Below are 20,974 nucleotides of genomic sequence, written 5' to 3'. Positions count from 1 at the left end.
CAATGTAGTGGTTATAAAAAAGCCTTCAAACTTATGAAGGCTTTTTTTCAAATTATATATTTTGCTTTTCAACCCAATGAATTGCCTGAACGCGGAATAACTCACATGCACCATCACCCGTATCCGTCGGCGTAAGTGAAGATTTCCAAACTAAATTTTTGTCCTTAATCTCGACAAGGTCACCTTTAAGATAGACCAGATCACCGCGTTTAACCTGTTTAATCTGCTCTGCAATTTTCGGGTTGGCAGGAATGATGTGCATGTTAGACACCATTTGCATTGCTTGCTCTGCTGGAACAGGTAATTTAGGAATTTTCCAGTTTAAATAACGGTCATATTGTTTCACTGAAATATGACGTGCGATTTCAGGCTGGGCAAATAATCCCCAACTTACTGCATAGTCGATAGGAGAAAATTTAGCTTGTTCATCATTTTGATAAACTTTTGAACCCAAGATTCTGAAATTGCCTTGAAAAGGTTGTAATACAGAAATAGATTGATCTTTTTCTATCGGGCTCAAACCATTGGCAATATTATATTCACTTGAGGTCGATGCAAATGTTGAACTCATGCCAAGCGCGGCGAGTAAGCCCATCATCAAACATTGTTTTTTCATCGTGTTACACCTCAAATATTGCTCGATCAAAGTGAATAGATCTTCGATTTATAATAGCTTTAAGCGATGAAAAAAATATCGAAATTTAGTAACAATACAGATCAATTTCGTCTATTTTTGTGCTGAATTAAACAGCTTGTTAATCTTCGAAATCTATTCTCAACGTTTCAAAACGAACCTTGCCTTGTTGAACAGCTTGAGCAATTGCCTGTTGACCCTTCGTAAGTCTAGCTCCACCACTTTTTACATCGAGCAAAATAATATTAATGTCTTCTGCCGTACCATCGCCATCGCGAAAATCGGTATATCCATCAAAAATAATATAGTCCACCGGATCGCCCATGAATTTTGCATCGCTTGGTAAATACTGAAATTCAGGCAAAACCGGAGCAAATTGTTCTGCCATTTTTCCTTTCAATACCGCACGACTTGTATTTACACTTCTCTTTTGTGCTTGAGTAAGCGCTTGTTGATGCTCTAGTTCAAGTTCAGCAATATATTGCTCATATTCAGCCTTAATTCGTCCATTACGTGTATTTGATAAAATAAGAGTAGTGATAATGATGCCAATTCCAGCACCAATAAGCATGGCAAGCCATACAGACATAAATTTTCCTTAAAAAGCACGAATTAAGATTACAGATCTAATCATATCTAAAATAACGAAACAGCTTAAACTTTTGTCAAATGTGGTCATCTCCTTCACATAAAAAGATGCTAAGGTATAAAACATAAACAAATGTGCTGCTGAAAATAATTGGATTTATGAAAACGATACTTATTGCAAATCAAAAGGGCGGATGCGGAAAAACCATGACGGCCATTACGTTGGCAACAGCATTGGCACAAAAAGGATATAAAGTAGCATTAGCAGATTCGGACAATCAAAAATCGGCTTTACAATGGTTAAAACAGCGCCCTGATACCGTTGCAACGATTCAAAGCCTAGACTGGCGTCATGAGAAATCAATTGGTGATGCACCCAAAAATCTGGACTATTTAATTATTGATGCGCCTGGTGCACTTTCAGGTGAGCATGCTGAACAACTTATTAGTGAAGCTCATGCCATTATTACTCCGCTTCAGCCTTCATTTTTTGACATAGACAGTACTCGTCGATTTTTGAAGCATTTACAAGATATTAAACGTATTCGCAAAGGCAAAGTACAGATTTTGCTTCTTGCTAACCGTGTAAAACCAAACAGTGCCAGCTCAAAAGATATTCAACAGTTCTTTGAAAAAATTGAACAGGAACCTGTTGCATGGATTGCTGAACGCACTGCCTATGGCAGCTTAGCAATGCAAGGTTTAAGCATTTTTGATAAACCGCAAAAAAACTTTATTAGTATCCAAAATCAATGGCAACCTGTTCTAAACAAGTTAATTGAAGATAAAGCTGAGTGGTTTTAAAAGAATTTTAGCCTTTGAAACTGGATGTATAAGGTTCTTTACATTACGGCCTTAAAATTTGCCTCAGGTTATTTTTCAGTTAATATGACTTTATTCTATGTAGAAAATTAGAGAAATATTGTTCGTGCATCCATACGCTCCTAATTTACAGCGCGTTTTATTGTTTGGGCTGTTTTTTATTTTGATTTTTTTAGGATTTAATATCCTGAAATATTTTATTGTTCCTGTACTTTGGGCTGCCATCATTGCATATATGACTTGGCCTATTTATTTAAGAATTCAGCGTTTTTTTGGAGAATCACGTAATACTTTAAACGCAACCCTAATGATTAGTCTGGTCATTTTGGTAGTTGGTATCCCCTTTACATGCGCGGTTTTTATTTTGCAGCATGAGGGACGTAACTTATATTTTGATTTACAACGTCAGGTTTTTTCGGGTCATTTAAGCGTTCCAGATTTTATTCGTGATCTTCCTTTTGTAGGAAAAGAGATTTCTCGTACACTCAATGAATTAAATAACGATCCTAACAGCACGATTCAAAATATCGCAGCTTGGGTACAAAGCCATTTAAGTTATGGCCGTGTGCTGCTTGGTGAAATTAGTAAAAATATTGTCAAACTTGGCTTTGCAGTATTTAGCCTATTTTTCTTCTATCGTGATGGTCAAATGATTTTATCTCAAGTGAGTAAAGCTTTAGAAATGGTCATTGGCCCTCGTATTCATCATTATCTCGATACAATTTCTGAAACAACTCGTGCAGTAGTCTATGGTGTCGGTTTAACTGCAATTGCTCAAGCCGTTTTAGCTGGATTAAGTTACTTCGTAGCAGGTGTACCAAACCCTATGGTACTCACTATTGTTACTTTCTTATTGGCTTTAATTCCATTTGGTACTCCAATTTCTTATTTAGGCGTTGGCTTATGGTTGTTCTCTCAGGGACAAACTATGGAGGCAATTGGTGTTGTGGTTTGGGGTGTGCTGATTGTCAGTAGCTCAGATAATGTGATTAGACCACTCGTCATTTCTGGTGCAACCAAAATTCCGTTCTTATTAATTATGTTTGGTGTATTAGGCGGTATTGCGAGTTTTGGCTTGGTTGGATTATTTATTGGTCCTGTAATTTTGGCTATTTTACTGGCAATTTGGCGTGAATGGTTACATGAGACAATTGAGCCTGAACCTATGCCCAAAACGACCATGATTTATGATTCTGAGAGTGAATCGTCTAATGATGAAAAGTGACATAGAGATTTAATTTAAAAATGTTTCTAGATACAAATTAACTATTTAAATTAACTTGTAGGTCAGACCTCTGTTTGTTTGAATCAAACAATCATATATATTTATAAGGACATCCAATCATGCAGATGTTTAATAAATTTGGCGCAGTTTGTGCGCTTACAGCCCTTTTTACCGTTGGCTGTAGTTCGGTAACTAAAACGGTATCTGACACAGCCCAAGCATTAACCTCAATGCACACTAAAAAAGTGGTCGACGTAAATGAAGTGACAGCTAACGGTATTGGAAAAAAAATAGGTACGATTAGCTTTCAAGATAGCGACAAAGGCTTAATTATTACCCCTGCTCTTGCTGATTTACCAAGTGGTACTCGTGGTTTCCATATTCATGAAAACGCTTCTTGTGCACCTGCTGTAAAAGATGGAAAACCTGGCGCTGCTTTAGCTGCCGGTAGCCACTATAACCCGAACCAAGCCCCTCATCATGGTACTCCAACGACTGGCCATTTAGGCGATCTACCTGTTTTAGTTGTCGATAATACAGGTGTTGCAACAACTGCCGTAATCGCACCTCGATTAAAACTTGCTGATATTCAGGGTCGAGCGATTATGATCCATGCGGGTGGTGACAATTATTCAGACTCACCTCAACCTCTGGGCGGTGGCGGAGCACGAATTGCATGTGGTGTGATTAAATAATTTATATATTTTTCAAATTGTGGGTATCTAAAAAGATATCCACAATTTTGTTAATTTATTGATCATTACAACTTGGTTTAAGTCTAATAAAATCTTAAAAAATGACTGACTTTTGTAGATAAAAAGAATAATATTTTTGAAGTAATAAAAATTTAAAGTTACATACTGCTTTCTCACGTATTCTCTAATTTAGAACAAAAGCCGTGAATTATCTGACCCAAATATTTAATAGCTTTAAGACAAACTCTATTTTAATTTATTGCCTGCAAATTCTGATTGTACTGACTGGCACAACTTTAGGTTTGCTGTGGCTGGGCTATAATCAACTTATTGTTCCCGTAACCTTAGGCGCAATTGCAGCAGCATTAACAGACTTTGATGATCGCTTAAGTATTCGATTACGCAATTTGGTCTATGTCTGCCTGCTCTTTTTTACAGTCAGTAGTATTCTTGGCTTTTTAGCTCCTTACAAAATTTTCTTTATTTTATATCTCTCTATCTCAAGCGCTTTTTTCATATTACTAGGCGCCTTAGGGCAACGTTATGCCACGATTTCTTTTGGTACTATTTTGCTCTCTATTTATAGTATGTTCGGTTTAGGCGAATATGCACATTGGTATCAACAACCTACTTATTTTGTTTATGGCGCTCTCTGGTACGGTTTAACTTCTATTTTATTTTTTATTATTAAACCGACACTTCCCTTACAAGATAAGCTCTCGCAAATTTTTAAAGAAATTTCTGTTCTACTACAAGCAAAAGCTCGTTTGTTTGATCCGGACAATAAAGAGAATGTTGAGCAGCTTTTATATGAATTATCTCTACAAAATACGCAAGTTGCTCAAAGCCTCAATCAAATACGCAGTTCTCTACTTACTCGGCTCAAAGCTTCCAGAGTCAGTAATAAAAGTATCTATTGGTTAAATCTATACTTTTTCGCACGGGACATTCATGAGCAAGCAACTTCAAATTACTTACATTACGAACATATTCAACAGAATTTTAGCCGTAGTGATCTTATTTTCCGTTTCCAAAAAAACCTGCGTCTACAAGCACAAGCATGCCAAGATTTAGCTCAATGTATTTTATATAACCAGCCATATCAGCCTTCGCAAGAAAGTCAGAAAGTATTAGGACATTTGGAAAGTTCTTTAAAAGATTGGATACAACAACATCCACAAAATTTTGAAGTTAAAAATTTAAAACTTATTTTTGATAATTTAAAAGGAATGCATGAACAGTTTGAACAACTGCAATATGCCCAACCTGTTCCTGAAAATAACACTCAAACAAGACAAGAACACTTAAATTTACTTGATGATGATATTCAAGGATTTTCAGATCTTATCTTAAAACTTCGGCAACAACTTACGCCACAGTCAGCGCTGTTTAGGCATGCCATACGAATTGCTGTGGTTTTCGCCGCAGGTTATGCCATTTCATTATTACCGTTTGCACAGCATGGCTACTGGATTTTACTGACCAGTTTGTTTGTCTGTCAGATTACTTATTTTGCGACTAAAAGCCGTCTTAAATTAAGAACGATTGGTACCCTACTCGGTGTTTTATTAGGAATACCAATTTTATATTTTGTACCGAGTATTGAAGGCCAGCTCATCATTACAATTATTTGTGGAGTTTGCTTTTTTTACTTACGTCAAAAGAAATATGCTTTGGCTACGCTCATGGCTACCCTTATGGTGCTATTAATTTTCAACTTAAAAGGCGCTGGCTACAGTATTATTTTGCCTCGACTGATAGATACCTTATTAGGCTGCTTTATTGCATGGCTTGCCGTAAACTTTATTTGGCCCGACTGGAACTTTCGAAACATCCCCAATAATATTAATAAAAGCAGCAAAGCGACCTTAGATTATTTCAATGTGATTGTTGAGCAATATCAATATGGCAAAAATCAGGATATAGAGTACCGTCGAATTCGTCGTGCTGCGCATAACGCTCAGATTGAGCTATCCAACATGATTTCAAGCCTAAGTGCTGAACCCAACCCGAACCCTCAACTCATCCATTATGCTTTTCGTTATTTGGTTTATAGCCACAGCCAACTGAGTTACGTAGCAGCGTTAGGAAGCCAACGACAAAAAATTGATGATCAACAGGTATTACAACTCTTACTGGATTGTCAGCAAATTCTTAAACAGAGCTTATTTGATCCGGCTTATATTGATTTCAATTTCCTTGAGCAGACTTTAGCGCAAATTCAAAGCCTAACTACTTATGAGCACTTTTCAGAAAATTACACACTCGTGTTAAAACAAATCAGTTTATTGCTAGAAACTTTGCCAGAACTATTAACACTTAAAGACAAACTTTTAGAACAAGAGATTAAGTAGAATAAAAAAATACCGGAATATCAATTCCGGTATTTTTTATTTAATTGTTGCCTTGTTGCAGTCTTTCTTGCATTTCCTGCTTCAAAGCACTTCGCGGTTGGCTAAACCAAAGAGCAATAAAGGTAAAGGCAGACAATGCAAAAGCCCATAAATGAAATTGTGTATAGAGATAACGTACAAGCTCAATCATTGCAAAGAAGCTCATCATCAGTAACATTGAAACTGCCGCTGCAACTGTTCCTTTTGATACCTCAGATGACATGAGTGCAAAGCGATATAAGACTGAAAAGCTAATTCCCTCACCAAAACAGATGAGCGTCATGCCTGTAAGCAAACATGGTATGAGATAGGTTTGCCACACTACACCTAATATTAAAATGAGTGTACCAGTGAGCATAATCGGCAAACCCATCATGACGGTTTTACCCAAAGGCAAACGGTCAATAATTTTGATTAAGACAATGTTGCCTACAATCAAACCCAAAAATACGGGAAATTGAGCTAAGCCATATTGCACACTAGTGAGCTTTAACTCATCTACTAAAATGATTGGAGACAAAGCAATCCATAGCATTAAAGGCATACCCACTAAAGGTAACGCAAGGCTTAAACCTAAAAACCGGTGGTTGGTAAACACCTTTTTAAAATCATCAAAAAGATAACTAAAAGGTTGCTTGGTTACACTGACTTGCTGGCTCGGCATCTGTTTTTTCAACCCGATCCAACTTAGTAATGCCAATACAGCGATGGCGACAAAGCCCCAGTGCCAAGACACATAATCAATTAAGAAAGCGCCAAGTACAGGTCCTAGCAAGGGTGCAAGTAATGAGATATTTGCCATGAGTGCCATGACTTTAATCGCATCACGTTCAGCAAAACTTTCTTGAATGGCCGCATAACCAACGGCTGAAATTACAGTTAAACCAATACCCTGTAAAAATCTTAATGCTAGAAATTGCTCCATTTGCCTCGTAAATAAAATTAAAAAACAGCATAGAGCAAAGAATAAAACTCCAGCTAATAGTACTTTTTTACGTCCGAGACGGTCCGACAAAGGACCAAGTAACCATGCGACAGATGCGCCACCTAATAAATAAAATGACATCGAAGATGGTGCCCAAGTTGCACTTACACCAAAATCTTCAGTAATTGCCAACATGGCTGGCTGAATCAGGTCATTACCAATATAAACCGCAAATTCAAATAGCACTAAGGCCAAAGGAAACATCAACGTTGTACGGTTCAACGTTGTCGTTTGAATATTTTTCATGAGTTATACACTTCAAAATAGCGGCCATATGTCTGTACGACTACCTATAAAATAAGATGTAGTCATGACGATGACATGTATGGTCAATCAATCTTTAGTTAAGTTGTTATATGCCGTGAGAGTGCATGTTTAGAGTGTGAAACACCGTATTCACAAGGTGTCTAAAACGAGAAAAAATATATGACGTGAGATTCGGTAATTTTTACCAATTGGCACAATTGCCGAGCGCAACAATAGCACTTTTTAAATTGATCAGCAATCATGCAATTTCAAGAAGCTTAAATTTCAGTTTTTTTGCACAAAAAGGCATGCAAATTATGCTTGTGCACAAACTCAAAGTTATCCACATATTAGATAAAAAATTAAGCATCATGGGCAAGGATTAACTTGAAAGTCTGTAATTTCCTCTCCTTTTGTACATTGATAGCTTTGCTTTTTATTCACAATTTTCCAGATTTGCTGATCTCGTTTTAATAAATATTCAGTACGTGTTTTCGACACCGCATCTGGACTAGGTTCTGTTTGCAAAATAGTAACTTGAGCATTGGAAGGATCATCCGAAGCATTCATTTGCTGTGAAATATCTAAATTGCTTGCATCATTTAAAAGATCTGGTTGATCGAGTAATACAGCCTGTATAGGACTATCAGCAAGTTGAGCAGAAGAATTTTGAGGTGGAGCACAAGCTGTTAATATGCTTAAGCTGAAAATAATCAACAAACCATTCTTTTTCATCACTCTTCCCCTCTATTTACTCAAAATTAATGCTAAAGATAATAGGCCACTTTTTCCTTTTGAGCTTTGTAAATAGGCATAAATTTATTGATATTAATGAGATAGATTAATTTTAAATAGAAATCCAATAATAATTATTGATTTTTTATCAACAATATTTTTCCTATTCATGCATTTTTCTACAACAGTAAATCTCATAGAGTATGCGTCAAATACAGGAATTTAATGAGAGCAACCTCCATGAGTAAGATTTTAGTGATTAATGGTGCTAAACAATTTGCCCACTCAAACGGTGAATTAAATGACACATTAACCACCCTTGCAACGACACATCTCACGGAACTCGGCCACGAAGTTCAAGTCACCCGTGCAGACAGCAATTATGATGCTGAAAGTGAAGTTGAAAAATACTTATGGGCAGATGTTGTTATTTATCAAATGCCAGGCTGGTGGATGGGCGCACCTTGGACAGTCAAAAAGTACATTGATGATGTCTTTACCACTGGTCATGGTTCACTTTATGCAAGTGATGGGCGTAGCCGTTCTGATGCCTCAAAAAAATATGGTTCAGGTGGTTTAATTCATGACAAAAAATATATGCTGTCATTGACTTGGAATGCTCCAATGGAAGCATTTGAAGATACAGATCAATTCTTCCACGGCGTAGGTGTAGATGGCGTTTATTTACCATTTCATAAAGCCAATCAGTTCTTAGGCATGAGCACCCTTCCGACATTTATTGTAAACGACGTGATTAAAATGCCTGACGTTGATAGTTATGTTGAAGAATATAAAGCACACTTAAATACTGTATTTGCGGCAGCCTAATAAGGAGAAATCCATGCTAACCATTATTGCGGAAATTCGTACTAAATCGGGTGGACAGCATCGCCAGAACGTATTGGATGCCTTTCAAAAAATCATTCCAACTGTTTTAGCAGAAGATGGTTGTCATGGTTATGAACCTTTAGTTGATCACAAATCAAATGCTAACTTCCAAACTCACGAGCCTGACATGATTGTCATGCTAGAAAAATGGCAAAGTGTTGCTCATCTTGAAGCTCATTTAGCGACGCCTCATATGCAAGCGCATCATGAAGCAGTCAAAGATGATGTCGTTGACGTCAAAATTAAAATTTTAGAAAGCGGCGTATAATTTAGGTCATTAAAAAAGACGATATATTTATCGTCTTTTTTATTTTTAAGAGCAAAGCTGTGTCTGAAAGCCTCGAGAGCCTTTCCCTCTCGCGCATTGATAGCTCTTTTGCTTATTTTGCAATTGCCACTTTTCATCAACCAGCTTAAATGAATATTCTGTTCGGATTGCAGAAACAGAATCATCCATTAAACCTGTTTGGATAACGGTAATACGGGAAACTGTTGGAGATTCTACTCGGTTAAATACTTGCTGAACTGAGGTATTATTGTGCTCTTTTACGATCTCAGGTTGAGCTTTAAGTACTTGTTGCATCGGGGTTTCAGAACCCACAAAAGGGATTAATTTACTGGTCGTCGCACACCCAGTGAAAAGTCCAGCACAGAGCGCTGAAATTAAAAACAAACGTTGCATTTTTATCACCAAAACAAAAGCCATAGCTTTATGATGCTATGGCTTTGTCGGTTACTCTGTAGAAACTATGTAGTCCTACAAAATAGATCTAAATTAAAGATCGAATAATTTACCTGGGTTCATTAAACCATTCGGGTCAAATACTTTCTTCAAAGCTTTCATATATTCAATTTCTTCAGGCGAACGTGAATATTCCAAATATGGCTTTTTCGTCATACCTACACCATGCTCGGCAGAGATTGAACCGTCGTATTTTTTAACGGTATCAAACACATATTTATTTACCACCTGACATTTCGCAAAGAACTCATCTTTGGTTAAGTTTTCAGGTTTTAAAATATTTAAGTGCAAGTTACCGTCACCAATATGGCCGAACCAGCAAATTTCAAAATCTGGATAGTTTTCTTGAACAATCGCATCAATTTCACGAATAAATGCAGGTACGTGAGTAATTAATACTGAAATATCGTTTTTGTATGGAATAAATGGCGCGATTGATTCAGAGATATCTTCGCGTAAACGCCATAAGCTTTCTACTTGGTCAAGGCTCTGGCTCATTACGCCATCAAGTACCCAACCCTGCTCCATACAATGCTCGAAAATTTCCATTGCTTTATCGAGAATCGGCTCATATGGAGCTTCAAACTCAAGTAATACATAGAACGGGCATTGAGTTTCAAATGGGCGTTGTACATGTCCATGATCTAAAACTTTTTGCATTGCAAGTTCACCAAAGAACTCAAATGCAGTTAAGTCGATGTCTTTTTGGAAGGCATGTAATACAGGCATTACTGCATCAAAATCAGGAACACCTAAAACTAAAACTTGTAAGTTTTGTGGTTGACGCTCAAGTTTAATTTCTGCTTCGGTCACTAAACCTAATGTGCCTTCACCGCCAATAAACAAATGCTGTAATGCATAACCAGTTGCATTTTTAACCATGCCTTTGTTTAAACGCAGGATGTCACCTTTACCAGTCACTACAGTTAAACCAAGTACCCAGTTACGTGTCATGCCATATTTAATAACTTTAATACCACCAGCATTGGTACCAATATTACCGCCAATCTGACTAGAACCCGCTGAAGCAAAGTCCACTGGATAATACATGCCTTGTTCTTCTGCATAATTCTGCAATTGCTCAGTCACAACACCAGCTTGCACTCGAACCATACGATCTGCCGGGAAGAACTCAAGAATTTGGTTCATTTTGTCCATGCTAATGACAATTTCACCATTGGTTGCTACCGCACCAGCAGAGAGACCAGTACGACCACCTGACGGTGTAATCGCAACATTAAACTGGTTCGCAAGCTTTACAACTGCCTGAACTTGTTCAGTCGTTGACGGAAAAACGATGACCGATGGGTTCGGATTAAAATGCTTGGTATGATCTTTACCCCAGTTTTCGAGACTATCAGCATCAGTTTTAATACGGTTTTCACCGACAATTGCTGTTAATTGGGTGAGTAACTCAGGTGTTAAAGCGACTGGAGCATTCATCGTTTGCAGACCTAGCAAGAAGTAAACTGTGGTGGGACTATGACCTCATAATTCTCAAGGTTCTCACCTGAGCAAAGCCATAATGTTCAAGGAACTCCTATATTCTACATGTATCCGCGCAAGCGATAAAGTTCAGAATAGAGATACTGTCACTACAAAACATGTTTAACGTAAATAAATACTTTCTATAGGGCTTTCAGAGAAAAATCGCATTTAAATAACAACCAAAGCATATTTTAAAATGCTGGACAAGCCATAAACAGAAGTGATTAGACATAGATAAAATTGCCATAAGGCGATGGTATAAACGAAATATCTATAGCACCGCCCATTATGTTATTATACCGCCACCAAATTTGGCCTTTGTAGCGGAGCCGTAATGAGCCAACATCTTTCACTACCTAAAGATAAAATCCGTTTCCTTTTGTTAGAAGGCGTTCACCAAAACGCAGTCGATACTTTAAACGCTGCGGGTTACACCAATATTGACTATCGTAAAACTGCTCTTGAAGGCGAAGCGCTTAAAGAAGCAATTAAAGATGCTCACTTTATTGGTATTCGTTCGCGTACCCAATTGACTGAAGAAGTTTTCGAAGCTGCAAATAAATTGATCGCAGTAGGTTGTTTCTGTATCGGAACAAACCAAGTTGATCTTAAAGCAGCAATGGCACGTGGTATTCCTGTATTCAACGCACCGTATTCAAATACGCGTTCGGTTGCAGAGCTTGTACTTGCTGAAACGATTCTTCTTCTTCGCCGTGTTCCTGAAAAATCGGCGGCTTGTCATCGTGGTGGTTGGGACAAGTCTGCTGTCGGTTCTTTTGAAACTCGTGGCAAAACTTTAGGTATTGTGGGTTACGGTTCCATCGGTTCTCAACTTTCAGTTCTTGCTGAAAGCATGGGTATGCATGTTATTTATTATGATGCAGTAACCAAATTACCAATGGGTAATGCTCGCCAAGTTGGTTCTTTAGATGAACTTTTAGCAACTGCAGATGTTGTAACGTTACATGTGCCAGATGTTCCGTCTACACGTAACTTCTTCACTAAAGAACAATTTGCGAAAATGAAAGAAGGCGCGATCTTCTTAAATGCTGCACGTGGTACATGTGTAGTGATTGAAGATTTAGCTGATGCAATCAAGTCTGGTCATATTGCTGGTGCAGCGGTTGACGTGTTCCCGAAAGAACCTAAAGCAAATGGTGAAGAATTCCAATCTCCACTTCGCGGCCTAGACAACGTGATTTTAACTCCTCACGTTGGTGGTTCAACCATGGAAGCGCAAGCAAACATCGGTTTAGAAGTTGCAGAGAAATTTGTTGCTTACTCTGACAAAGGTATGACACTTTCTGCGGTGAACTTCCCGGAAATCGCGTTACCATTGACAGCTGGCCAACACCGTTTATTGCACATCCACAAAAACGTGCCAGGTGTATTGTCTAAAATCAACAACTTGTTTGCTGAACAAGGCATCAACATTTCTGGTCAGTCACTTATGACTAAAGGTGACATCGGTTACCTCGTAATGGATGTTGACGCTTCTGCTTCTCAAGAAGCTTTAGATATGTTACATGAAGTTGAAGGTACAATTCGCGTGCGCGTATTGTTCTAATACGGACTGTAAATTCAAAAGCCACAGCATTGTCTGTGGCTTTTTTATGGGTATTTACATTATCATGTGAAAAGTATACCAATTGATCAAATAATAAAATGTCCACTTTAAACCAGAAATCTCAGCTACATGCTTTGGGTTTTCTTATTCTTGCCATGTTAAGCGTTCAAAGTAGCGCATCTTTAGCTAAAATTTTGTTTCAGAACTTCCCTGTACTGACTGTTTCTGCAATGCGCCTATGTTTAGGTGCAATTATTCTTGCGATTATTTTTCAAATTTGGCGAATTAATTTTAATCAGGTCCGCTGGAAAGCAATCTTAGCTTATGGATTTGCGCTTGCAGGCATGAACGCCTTATTTTATCTGTCGATCGAACGCTTACCCATTGGAATTGCGGTTGCTTTTGAATTTATTGGCCCTTTAAGTGTGGCGTTATATCACGCACGGCAAAAATATGATTTTGTTTGGGTCAGCTTTGCAATTATTGGGCTGATTTTACTTTTCCCTTTCAATCAGGCTCATAGCTTAGATTGGATCGGCGTTTTATTTGCAATTAGTGCAGGGTCTTGTTGGGCGCTTTATATTATTGCCGGCCAGAAACCTTCTGGTATTTCAGGTAATCATACGGTGTGTTTAGGAATGAGTGTAGGTGCATGCATCTTATTACCCATTACCTTTTTTTCAGGCTCAATTGCACAAGTTATAGAACTTCCCTATCTTTTTTATTTTATTGGTTTGGCTATTTTAGCCAGTGCTCTCCCATTCTCTTTAGAAATGTTAGCACTGCGCAATTTGACACCTTTAAGCTTTGGAACATTGATGAGCCTAGAGCCCGCAGTTGCAGCACTTTCCGGATTTATCTTCTTGGGTGAATATCTTTTATGGAATCAATGGCTAGCACTTGCAACTATTATCACTGCTTCCGTTGGTTGTACCGTAACCACCCAAAAAGCTCGTCAAGAACGTGAAAAAGCAGCAAGTTAATTTAATGAAATCTGCCAGCTAAAACATAGTATTCGTTATAATTGTCCACCATTATTTTTAGACATCAGATGAAGCGCTAGAGTATTTTCCATGCAAAATCTTCCAATTATTGCTGTGCTGTATATGATTTTGTCGATGGTTTCGTATCAAATCAGCGCTTCATTTGCCAAACAGCTCATTGCAACATTAGACCCTCTCACCGTTACAATTTTAAGGCTGAGCTTTGCAACGGTTATTGTCGCAATTATGTTCCGATCTTGGAAAATCTGGTCACGCTTACCCTATTTAAAATGGCGTGATTTATTGATGTACTGCGCATCTTTAGGCTTAATGAATATCCTATTTTATACCTCACTTGGAAAATTACCCCAAGGTATTGCTGTTGGATTAGAGTTTATTGGTCCATTAGGCCTTGCGCTTCTTTCTATTAAACAAAAGAGTGACTACATTTGGGTAGCACTAGCCATGTTAGGCATTGCACTCATGGTACCTTGGCAAAACCCTATTCAACACCATTTCTCGTATGTAGGTGCAGCATGTGCGCTAGGTGCCGGTCTTTGCTGGGCCTTCTATATCTATTTCGGTCATAAAGTTGTCACCCAAAATATCGGGATGCACGCCTTAACGATTGGGATCGGTGTATCTGCACTTGCCTTATTGCCAATTGGAGTCTGGCACAATGCTCCTGCATTACTTGAAACACAGTACTGGGGTAAAGCCTTACTTATTGCGGTGTTAGCGACTGCAATTCCATATGCACTCGATTTAATGGCTCTCAAACAACTCAATAAATTAACTTACGGGACTCTAACGAGTTTAGCACCAGCATTGGCAGCATTAACGGGTTTCTTATTGCTTCACGAAGAAATCAGCATGCTGCAATGGGTGGCTTTGGCTTGCGTAATGCTGGCCTCTATTGGTGTTACTTTAAGAAGTACTAAAAAAGCTGTATAGGTTTACTCTACTGCTGCTTTTTATACTTTTTATATTCCTTTAAATATTTATTGCCGAGTGTCTCTTTTTCGCTGTCTTTAAGAATTTTTCCAGCTTGCTGAAAAAACTTATGCTCTTCTTCTTTTAAATGATGATGGACTTTTTCACTCAACTGTTTGGCGGTTGCTAACCAGCTTGGGCTACTCATATCGGTTTTTTCGAGCTGCTCAACCAACTCATCCATTTCGTGATGCTCAGATAAAGCATGTCTCGTAATATCTAAACCGACATCGTCAAACATTAAAGGAATATAGAGGTAACGGTCTTCGGCAACTGAATGGGCATAAAGTTCATTTTTTAATGCATCAAATAATTCTTTTCTTTCTTCAGTTAAACCATGTGTCTGAATAAGTTGTTCAGAAAGGTTACGTTGATTTTCATGGCTTTCTCTTAATGCTTCGAAAATATTCATTCTCTTCCTCATTTTTTAGCTAAAAAATCTTTTTTATTTCAAGGTTTATCATACGTTGAAATTTATAATGTTTAAGTAGCTTAAAATGAGACTATTTTTTACACAGTTTTCTTTCTAGTAAACTTCTGTAATGATTTTTATATTTCTAATTTCAAATGATACAAAAAAGTATGAACTGCATTTTAGGGACAGCTCATACTTGCAATCTTATTTAACCCGTAACAAACATTTGATAGCCCAAACGGCAAATCAGAATACTCACCAAGATTAAAAAGATAATTCGTACAAAACCACTACCGTATTTAAGTGCAGTACGTACCCCAACAATAGAACCTAGCACGTTAGCCGCTGCCATCATTAAACCAATATGTAAAATAGCGTGACCAGTCGGGATGAGAAAACTCAGCGCAGCTAAGTTAGTCATAAAATTACCAATTTTTGACAAAGCTGAAGCATGCAAGAAATCAACTTGTAAAAAACGGATAAAGAAGAAAATAAAGAAACTACCAGTACCCGGCCCAAAAATACCGTCGTAGAAACCAATGGCCAAACTACCAATACCAGCTAAAATTAACATTTTCGTGGTAATTTTTTGCTCGGTATGAACTTGACCGAAGTTCTTTTTAACTAGGGTATAAATCGCAATCACAATCAACATCACGAAAACGAAAGGACGCAATACCGATTGAGGAATAAGTGACAAACATGCCGCGCCGGCAAAAGAACTAATCAAGGCACAAATGGCAATAACGGCTAAAAGCTTCCATTGCAATTTTACTTTTTTAGCAAATGTATAAGCCGCCGATGCCGTACCAAAAATGGATGAGACTTTATTGGTACCAATCACCGTAGCAGTCGACATGTTAGGAAAAGTACTCATGATCCCCGGAATCTGGATAAGTCCACCGCCGCCTACAGCAGCATCAATTGCTCCTGCAGTAAACGCAAAAAAGATCAAACTAAGGATAACGTCCCATTCCATGCCCATGCTCTATACTCTACATCTACTACAAATTTAAGATACGCTTAGGTACCAACCGTTTTTTATCGGTAATCTCGGCTAAGCCTAAACAGCGCTCACCCGAAAACACCAAAACTTCTGCTTCTGCAGAATGTTCAATATTGCTTTCTAAACCGTTGCAAAAATATTTTTCACGCCCTTCTGGAACCTGAATTTTTAAGAAATGGTCAACTGGTGCATAAACTGGAAGTAGCAAAGCTTCTCTTTGCTCTTCTGTTAAACTTTCCAGATATTCAATGGTATAGCTCGGTATAAGCTCAAAATGTCCTGTTTGAGTCCGGTTCAGCATCGTTAAATGCCCACCACAACCGAGTGCTTCACCAATATCTTCACCTAATACACGGATGTATGTACCTTTAGAACAGGTTACATCCAGAGTGATACTATTTTCGGTAAATTCAATAAGCTCTAAAGCATAAATCGTGACTGGACGCGCTTCTCGCTCAATCTCAATACCTTTTCGGGCAAGCTCATATAAGGGTCTGCCTTCTTTTTTTAATGCCGAGTACATGGGTGGAACTTGTTGAATATCGCCCCTAAACTTTTCTAAAGTTTGCTCAATAAGCTCTTCGCTAAGAACCGGGATAGGACGTTCTTGTAAAATATCGCCTTCAACATCACCTGTTGTTGTAGTTTGACCTAATCGAACAGTAGTTTGATAACGCTTTGTTGAGTCCAGCAAGTAATGTGAGAATTTAGTGGCCTCTCCCAAACAAATCGGGAGCAAACCTGTCGCCAAGGGGTCTAACGCTCCAGTATGGCCTGCTTTTTGAGCGCGATATAACCAACGCACTTTTTGCAAAGCCGCATTTGAACTTAAGCCTAATGGTTTATTTAATAGAAATACACCACTGATATGGCGACGAGAAATTTTTTGATTTTTTGTCGTCATTTTTACTGGAACACAAAGCTAGAAAAAAGTGCCGACATGTTAGCAAATTCGGCAAGATATTTTCACAATATTTAGGTGCCTTTTCACTTATTTTATGGCACATTAATGATCGAGTAAAAAAACAACAAATTAAAACTTAAGGAAGATATCTTTATGCAAGGGATGCAGAAGAAGGTATTGTGGTGCGTGCTCGGATTTTTTATTTTGAGCCTCATTGCATGTGTATATTGGTTAAGTCCTGATTCAAAAAACACATCACCCCAAGTCAGTGAAAAGACAGCTCAAAACTTAGCATCAGCTCCACCCACAAATAACTCAAAGCTAAATGCAGATGCTTACCATAGTAAAAGTCAGCAAGATACTGAAGTTAACTGTCAGTTAAAAATTGATAGTTCTCAACATTTGGTCATTAACAGTCAAACACGTGACTGCTTTGAATATTTTATTACCCAATATGGAGAAAATGATTTAGAGCAAATTAAAAATCACTTTGGACAATTTATTCAGGGAAAATATTTAGAGCCAGCTCGCTCACAGATTCTGGATTTATGGGGTCGCTACTTAAAATATCGTGAACAGCTTGCTCAAATCCAAACGCCCTCGTCAAAACAACAAGATAAAAATTACTTTCAAAAAATCTTTAATTCAATTCAAGATCTAAGAAAACGTTTCTTTTCGGCCGCTGAAATTGATGGGCTCTTCTCAACTGAAGATATCTATCAGAACTACACGCTAGATCGCATGCAAATACTTGAGGACTCATCTTTAAGCGAAATTGAAAAAGCACAAAAACTTAAAGAACGCTTTGAACAACTACCAGAAGACTGGCAACAAAACCTACAAGAGCTCTCTAAACTTGATGATTTACATACGCTGACTAAACAAATTAAAGCTCGTCATGGTTCTGCAGAAGAACTTAGACAAATGCGTACAGCACTTGTTGGAGCCGAGGCGACTCAACGATTAGAAACTTTAGATACACAGCGTAGTGCTTGGCAGCAAAGGGTCACAAGTTACTTGAGTGGACGAGATGAAATTATTAAAAGCAATATGAGCGATAGTGCTAAAAACCAAGCCATACAACAATTACGCCAACAACAATTTAACTCATCACAAGAACAATTAAGACTTCGAACTTTTGAAACGGTCCATGATCAGGGAGGTGAACTGCCATTTAATTATTAAGCCTTTTCTTTTAGGAACTGGCTAAACAAGCAATAGCAGTAAGAAGCTGCTTTTCATACAAAATAAAAATAGTGAGTAAAAAATGAAAAGGAAGTTAACGTTTTTTTGCGCTGCAATGCTCTCAGGACTGAGTATTTCGGCGGCCCATGCCACAAATGCTGAACAAGTTAAAAGCTCGTTCGTCTATTCATCTTATGCACAAACCAAATATCCACTGGTTTTTAACCACGGTATGGCGGGTTTTAACCGAGTTGGGACAGATACACTTGGTCTCGATTACTGGTACCAAATCCTTCCGGATCTTGCTCGTAATGGAGGAAATGTCTGGGCAACCAGAGTGTCACCTTTTAACTCAACAGAAGTGCGTGGTGAACAACTTGCCCAGCAAGTAGAAGAGATTATTGCCATTACTGGTAAGCCTAAAGTCAACTTGATCGGTCATAGCCATGGGGGCCCAACAATTCGCTATGTGGCCGGTATCATGCCAGAGAAAGTTGCCTCACTCACCACGATAGGTGCACCTCATAAAGGATCACCAATGGCAGATCTGATCCTGAACGTTGAGGGTACTCCTCTGTCTGGACTGGCAACGTTAGTAAACTGGTTTTCAGCAGCCATTACTTGGGCAGGAGGCCTAGACCCAACAAGCTATCCGCACGACTCTTTAGCAGGTGCTCATAGCTTATCAACTCAAGGTTCAGCTCAATTTAATGCTCAATTCCCTATGGGTGTACCAACTACTTCTTGTGGTGAAGGGACATACCAAGAGAAAGGTATTTATATGTATTCTTTCTCGGGGAATAAAGCGCTGACCAACCCATTAGATCCATTTGATATTGCGCTTACAGGCAGTAGTTTAGTAGTCGATCCATTTGGTGATAATGATGGACTTGTTTCCCGATGCAGTGCCAAATTTGGTAAAACAATTCGTGATGATTACAACTGGAATCATTTAGATGAAGTGAACCAAGTGCTTGGTATACGTTCTATTTTTGCTTCCGATCCTGTATCAGTTTATCGTCAACACGCAAACCGTTTGAAGCTTCAAGGACTATAGTTTTTAAACAAAAAAATGCGCCAAAAGGCGCATTTTTTTACTCGCTATAAGCTTACGCTTTACGAGCTGGTAATTTTTCACGAATACGTGCAGCTTTACCAGACAAGTCACGAAGGTAGTAAAGTTTAGCACGACGAACGTCACCACGACGTTTCACTTCGATTTTAGCAACAACTGGTGAGTGAGTTTGGAATACACGCTCAACACCAACACCGCTAGAAATTTTACGTACTGTGAACGCAGAGTTCAAACCACGGTTTTTCTTAGCAATTACAACACCTTCAAATGCTTGAAGACGTTCACGATCACCCTCTTTTACTTTTACTTGAACGATGACAGTGTCACCAGGAGCAAAAGCAGGGATATCAGATTTTAACTGTGCATTTTCAACAGCTTGAACTAAAGGATGTTTACCACTCATTGTGGGAATCTCCAATATGTGCGGAGTCAGAAGAGGTCTGAATTTCCGCTGGGGATAGAGGCTAAAGCGCATATCAACCCGTTTATCTTTCCCTTTACGACAATATGTCTATAAAGAGCCTTTAAATTTACATAAAACTATTCAATAAATAGAATTATGCTTTAACTCGAAGCATTGCTTCTCGTCTTGTTGCAGAACTTGCGTTCTTGAGAATAACAATTAAGAGTTACCGTTATTCACTTGCGTATCTTTTAGCCATTTTTTTTGCTGCTTAGTCAACTCAACCTTTTCGACCAACTCAGGTCGACGCTCTAGAGTTCTTTGATATCGCTGCAAAAAACGCCATTTTTCAATATTACCATGATGTCCAGATTTTAATACCTCTGGCACATCCAGCCCTTCAAAATGGTCAGGCTTTGTATATTGTGGACAATCTAAAAGACCGTCAACAAAAGAATCTTGTACTGCTGATTGTTCATCTGACATTACATTCGGCAAACGGCGAATAATACTGTCAAGTAACACCATAGCGGGCAGTTCACCACCAGATAGAACATAATCACCAATTGACCATTCTTGATCAACATAATGCTGGATCAAACGTTCATCGACTCCTTCATAACGTCCACACAGTACAATTAAGCCGTCATAATCAACAAACTGCTGTACTGCCTGTTCATTTAAGGTTTTGCCTTGTGGGGACATATACACCACAGGAACATGAACATGTCCTGCTTGTGAGGCAAGCTGTTTGGCATGTGCAATTGCTTTCGCCAAAGGCTCAGCCATCATCACCATACCTGGGCCGCCACCAAATGGACGTTCATCCACTCTTCTGTAGTTTCCCTCAGCAAAATCACGAGGATTAATACAAGTGACTTGTACAATATCTCGCTTTGCCGCACGTCCGCTGATGCCGTAGGCTGTAATCGCTTCAAACATTTCAGGAAAAAGCGTAATGACTGCAAAAAACATCACAGACTCCTCTATTTTCCTGCTGTA

22 protein-coding genes are annotated in these 20,974 nt (G+C 38.4%); 11 read left to right on the top strand and 11 right to left on the bottom strand.

Annotated features, from left to right (window positions below; all coding sequences use genetic code 11):
• Positions 1 to 52: 52 nt before the first annotated feature.
• Together MKL51_RS03250 and MKL51_RS03245 are read right to left on the bottom strand one after the other, a co-directional pair.
• Positions 53 to 616 (bottom strand): hypothetical protein, encoded by a 564-nt coding sequence (locus tag MKL51_RS03250; RefSeq protein ID WP_017481703.1) that lies wholly within the window; start codon positions 614 to 616, stop codon positions 53 to 55.
• Positions 617 to 755: 139 nt separating this feature from the next.
• Positions 756 to 1,223: a Holliday junction resolvase-like protein gene (locus tag MKL51_RS03245; protein WP_002116954.1), complete on the bottom strand. Its 468-nt coding sequence runs from the start codon at positions 1,221 to 1,223 to the stop codon at positions 756 to 758.
• A gap of 158 nt (positions 1,224 to 1,381) precedes the next feature.
• Between MKL51_RS03245 and MKL51_RS03240 the strand changes: the two genes are divergently transcribed.
• The 4 genes from MKL51_RS03240 (at position 1,382) to yccS (ending at position 6,318) form a co-directional block, all read left to right on the top strand.
• A complete protein-coding gene (locus MKL51_RS03240; RefSeq protein ID WP_005804567.1) occupies positions 1,382 to 2,026 on the top strand; it encodes a ParA family protein in 645 nt (214 codons plus the stop codon).
• A 124-nt stretch (positions 2,027 to 2,150) separates the two neighbouring features.
• Entirely contained in the window at positions 2,151 to 3,269 is a 1,119-nt protein-coding gene (locus tag MKL51_RS03235; protein WP_002117074.1) for an AI-2E family transporter, read from the top strand.
• Between the two features lie 125 nt (positions 3,270 to 3,394).
• A complete protein-coding gene (gene sodC, locus MKL51_RS03230) occupies positions 3,395 to 3,964 on the top strand; it encodes a superoxide dismutase family protein (protein WP_080612951.1) in 570 nt (189 codons plus the stop codon).
• 203 nt (positions 3,965 to 4,167) lie between these two features.
• The gene (gene yccS / locus MKL51_RS03225) at positions 4,168 to 6,318 is read left to right on the top strand and encodes a YccS family putative transporter (RefSeq protein ID WP_005067165.1); all 2,151 of its coding nucleotides are present in this window, start codon (positions 4,168 to 4,170) and stop codon (positions 6,316 to 6,318) included.
• A gap of 40 nt (positions 6,319 to 6,358) precedes the next feature.
• Here the strand turns inward: yccS and craA are convergent, their stop codons facing one another.
• On the bottom strand, positions 6,359 to 7,588 hold the full coding sequence (gene craA / locus MKL51_RS03220) for a chloramphenicol efflux MFS transporter CraA (protein WP_017481705.1): 1,230 nt from the start codon (positions 7,586 to 7,588) through the stop codon (positions 6,359 to 6,361).
• A gap of 369 nt (positions 7,589 to 7,957) precedes the next feature.
• On the bottom strand, positions 7,958 to 8,326 hold the full coding sequence (locus MKL51_RS03215; RefSeq protein ID WP_080612939.1) for a hypothetical protein: 369 nt from the start codon (positions 8,324 to 8,326) through the stop codon (positions 7,958 to 7,960).
• 237 nt (positions 8,327 to 8,563) lie between these two features.
• Here MKL51_RS03215 and MKL51_RS03210 point away from each other — a divergent pair, with 237 nt between their 5' ends.
• Positions 8,564 to 9,151, top strand: a complete 588-nt coding sequence (locus MKL51_RS03210; protein WP_017481707.1) for an NAD(P)H-dependent oxidoreductase — start codon at positions 8,564 to 8,566, stop codon at positions 9,149 to 9,151.
• Between the two features lie 13 nt (positions 9,152 to 9,164).
• A complete protein-coding gene (locus MKL51_RS03205; RefSeq protein WP_017481708.1) occupies positions 9,165 to 9,479 on the top strand; it encodes a putative quinol monooxygenase in 315 nt (104 codons plus the stop codon).
• 45 nt (positions 9,480 to 9,524) lie between these two features.
• Here the strand turns inward: MKL51_RS03205 and MKL51_RS03200 are convergent, their stop codons facing one another.
• The gene (locus tag MKL51_RS03200) at positions 9,525 to 9,893 is read right to left on the bottom strand and encodes a hypothetical protein (RefSeq protein ID WP_017400479.1); all 369 of its coding nucleotides are present in this window, start codon (positions 9,891 to 9,893) and stop codon (positions 9,525 to 9,527) included.
• Positions 9,894 to 9,986: 93 nt separating this feature from the next.
• Positions 9,987 to 11,396 (bottom strand): FAD-binding oxidoreductase, encoded by a 1,410-nt coding sequence (locus MKL51_RS03195; protein WP_002116692.1) that lies wholly within the window; start codon positions 11,394 to 11,396, stop codon positions 9,987 to 9,989.
• A 379-nt stretch (positions 11,397 to 11,775) separates the two neighbouring features.
• Between MKL51_RS03195 and serA the strand changes: the two genes are divergently transcribed.
• The 3 genes from serA (at position 11,776) to MKL51_RS03180 (ending at position 14,945) form a co-directional block, all read left to right on the top strand.
• Positions 11,776 to 13,008, top strand: coding sequence for a phosphoglycerate dehydrogenase (gene serA, locus MKL51_RS03190; RefSeq protein WP_002116919.1), 1,233 nt, complete (start codon positions 11,776 to 11,778; stop codon positions 13,006 to 13,008).
• 98 nt (positions 13,009 to 13,106) lie between these two features.
• Positions 13,107 to 13,991 (top strand): EamA family transporter, encoded by an 885-nt coding sequence (locus MKL51_RS03185; RefSeq protein ID WP_017481710.1) that lies wholly within the window; start codon positions 13,107 to 13,109, stop codon positions 13,989 to 13,991.
• Between the two features lie 90 nt (positions 13,992 to 14,081).
• The gene (locus tag MKL51_RS03180) at positions 14,082 to 14,945 is read left to right on the top strand and encodes an EamA family transporter (protein WP_017481711.1); all 864 of its coding nucleotides are present in this window, start codon (positions 14,082 to 14,084) and stop codon (positions 14,943 to 14,945) included.
• A gap of 7 nt (positions 14,946 to 14,952) precedes the next feature.
• On the opposite strand, the gene MKL51_RS03175 is transcribed toward MKL51_RS03180, so the two are convergent.
• From MKL51_RS03175 to truB, 3 genes are all read right to left on the bottom strand, one after another.
• Positions 14,953 to 15,396 (bottom strand): hemerythrin domain-containing protein, encoded by a 444-nt coding sequence (locus MKL51_RS03175; protein ID WP_001019905.1) that lies wholly within the window; start codon positions 15,394 to 15,396, stop codon positions 14,953 to 14,955.
• A 211-nt stretch (positions 15,397 to 15,607) separates the two neighbouring features.
• Complete coding sequence (locus MKL51_RS03170) at positions 15,608 to 16,384, bottom strand: sulfite exporter TauE/SafE family protein (protein WP_000525218.1); 777 nt, start codon at positions 16,382 to 16,384, stop codon at positions 15,608 to 15,610.
• Positions 16,385 to 16,403: 19 nt separating this feature from the next.
• Positions 16,404 to 17,309, bottom strand: a complete 906-nt coding sequence (gene truB, locus MKL51_RS03165) for a tRNA pseudouridine(55) synthase TruB (protein ID WP_017481712.1) — start codon at positions 17,307 to 17,309, stop codon at positions 16,404 to 16,406.
• 153 nt (positions 17,310 to 17,462) lie between these two features.
• On the opposite strand from truB, the gene MKL51_RS03160 reads away from it, so the two are divergent.
• Both MKL51_RS03160 and MKL51_RS03155 read left to right on the top strand, forming a co-directional pair.
• Positions 17,463 to 18,494, top strand: coding sequence for a lipase secretion chaperone (locus tag MKL51_RS03160; protein WP_017481713.1), 1,032 nt, complete (start codon positions 17,463 to 17,465; stop codon positions 18,492 to 18,494).
• Between the two features lie 115 nt (positions 18,495 to 18,609).
• Positions 18,610 to 19,551: a lipase family alpha/beta hydrolase gene (locus MKL51_RS03155; protein WP_080612940.1), complete on the top strand. Its 942-nt coding sequence runs from the start codon at positions 18,610 to 18,612 to the stop codon at positions 19,549 to 19,551.
• A gap of 52 nt (positions 19,552 to 19,603) precedes the next feature.
• On the opposite strand, the gene rplS is transcribed toward MKL51_RS03155, so the two are convergent.
• A complete protein-coding gene (gene rplS, locus MKL51_RS03150) occupies positions 19,604 to 19,972 on the bottom strand; it encodes a 50S ribosomal protein L19 (protein WP_002116654.1) in 369 nt (122 codons plus the stop codon).
• Positions 19,973 to 20,191: 219 nt separating this feature from the next.
• Complete coding sequence (gene trmD, locus MKL51_RS03145; protein WP_002116964.1) at positions 20,192 to 20,947, bottom strand: tRNA (guanosine(37)-N1)-methyltransferase TrmD; 756 nt, start codon at positions 20,945 to 20,947, stop codon at positions 20,192 to 20,194.
• Between the last annotated feature and the right edge of the window lie 27 nt (positions 20,948 to 20,974).

The sequence above is a fragment of the Acinetobacter sp. AOR18_HL genome, assembly GCF_027855145.1.
GTDB classification, from domain to species: domain Bacteria; phylum Pseudomonadota; class Gammaproteobacteria; order Pseudomonadales; family Moraxellaceae; genus Acinetobacter; species Acinetobacter pittii.
This window is presented reverse-complemented; position numbering and strand designations above follow the sequence as displayed.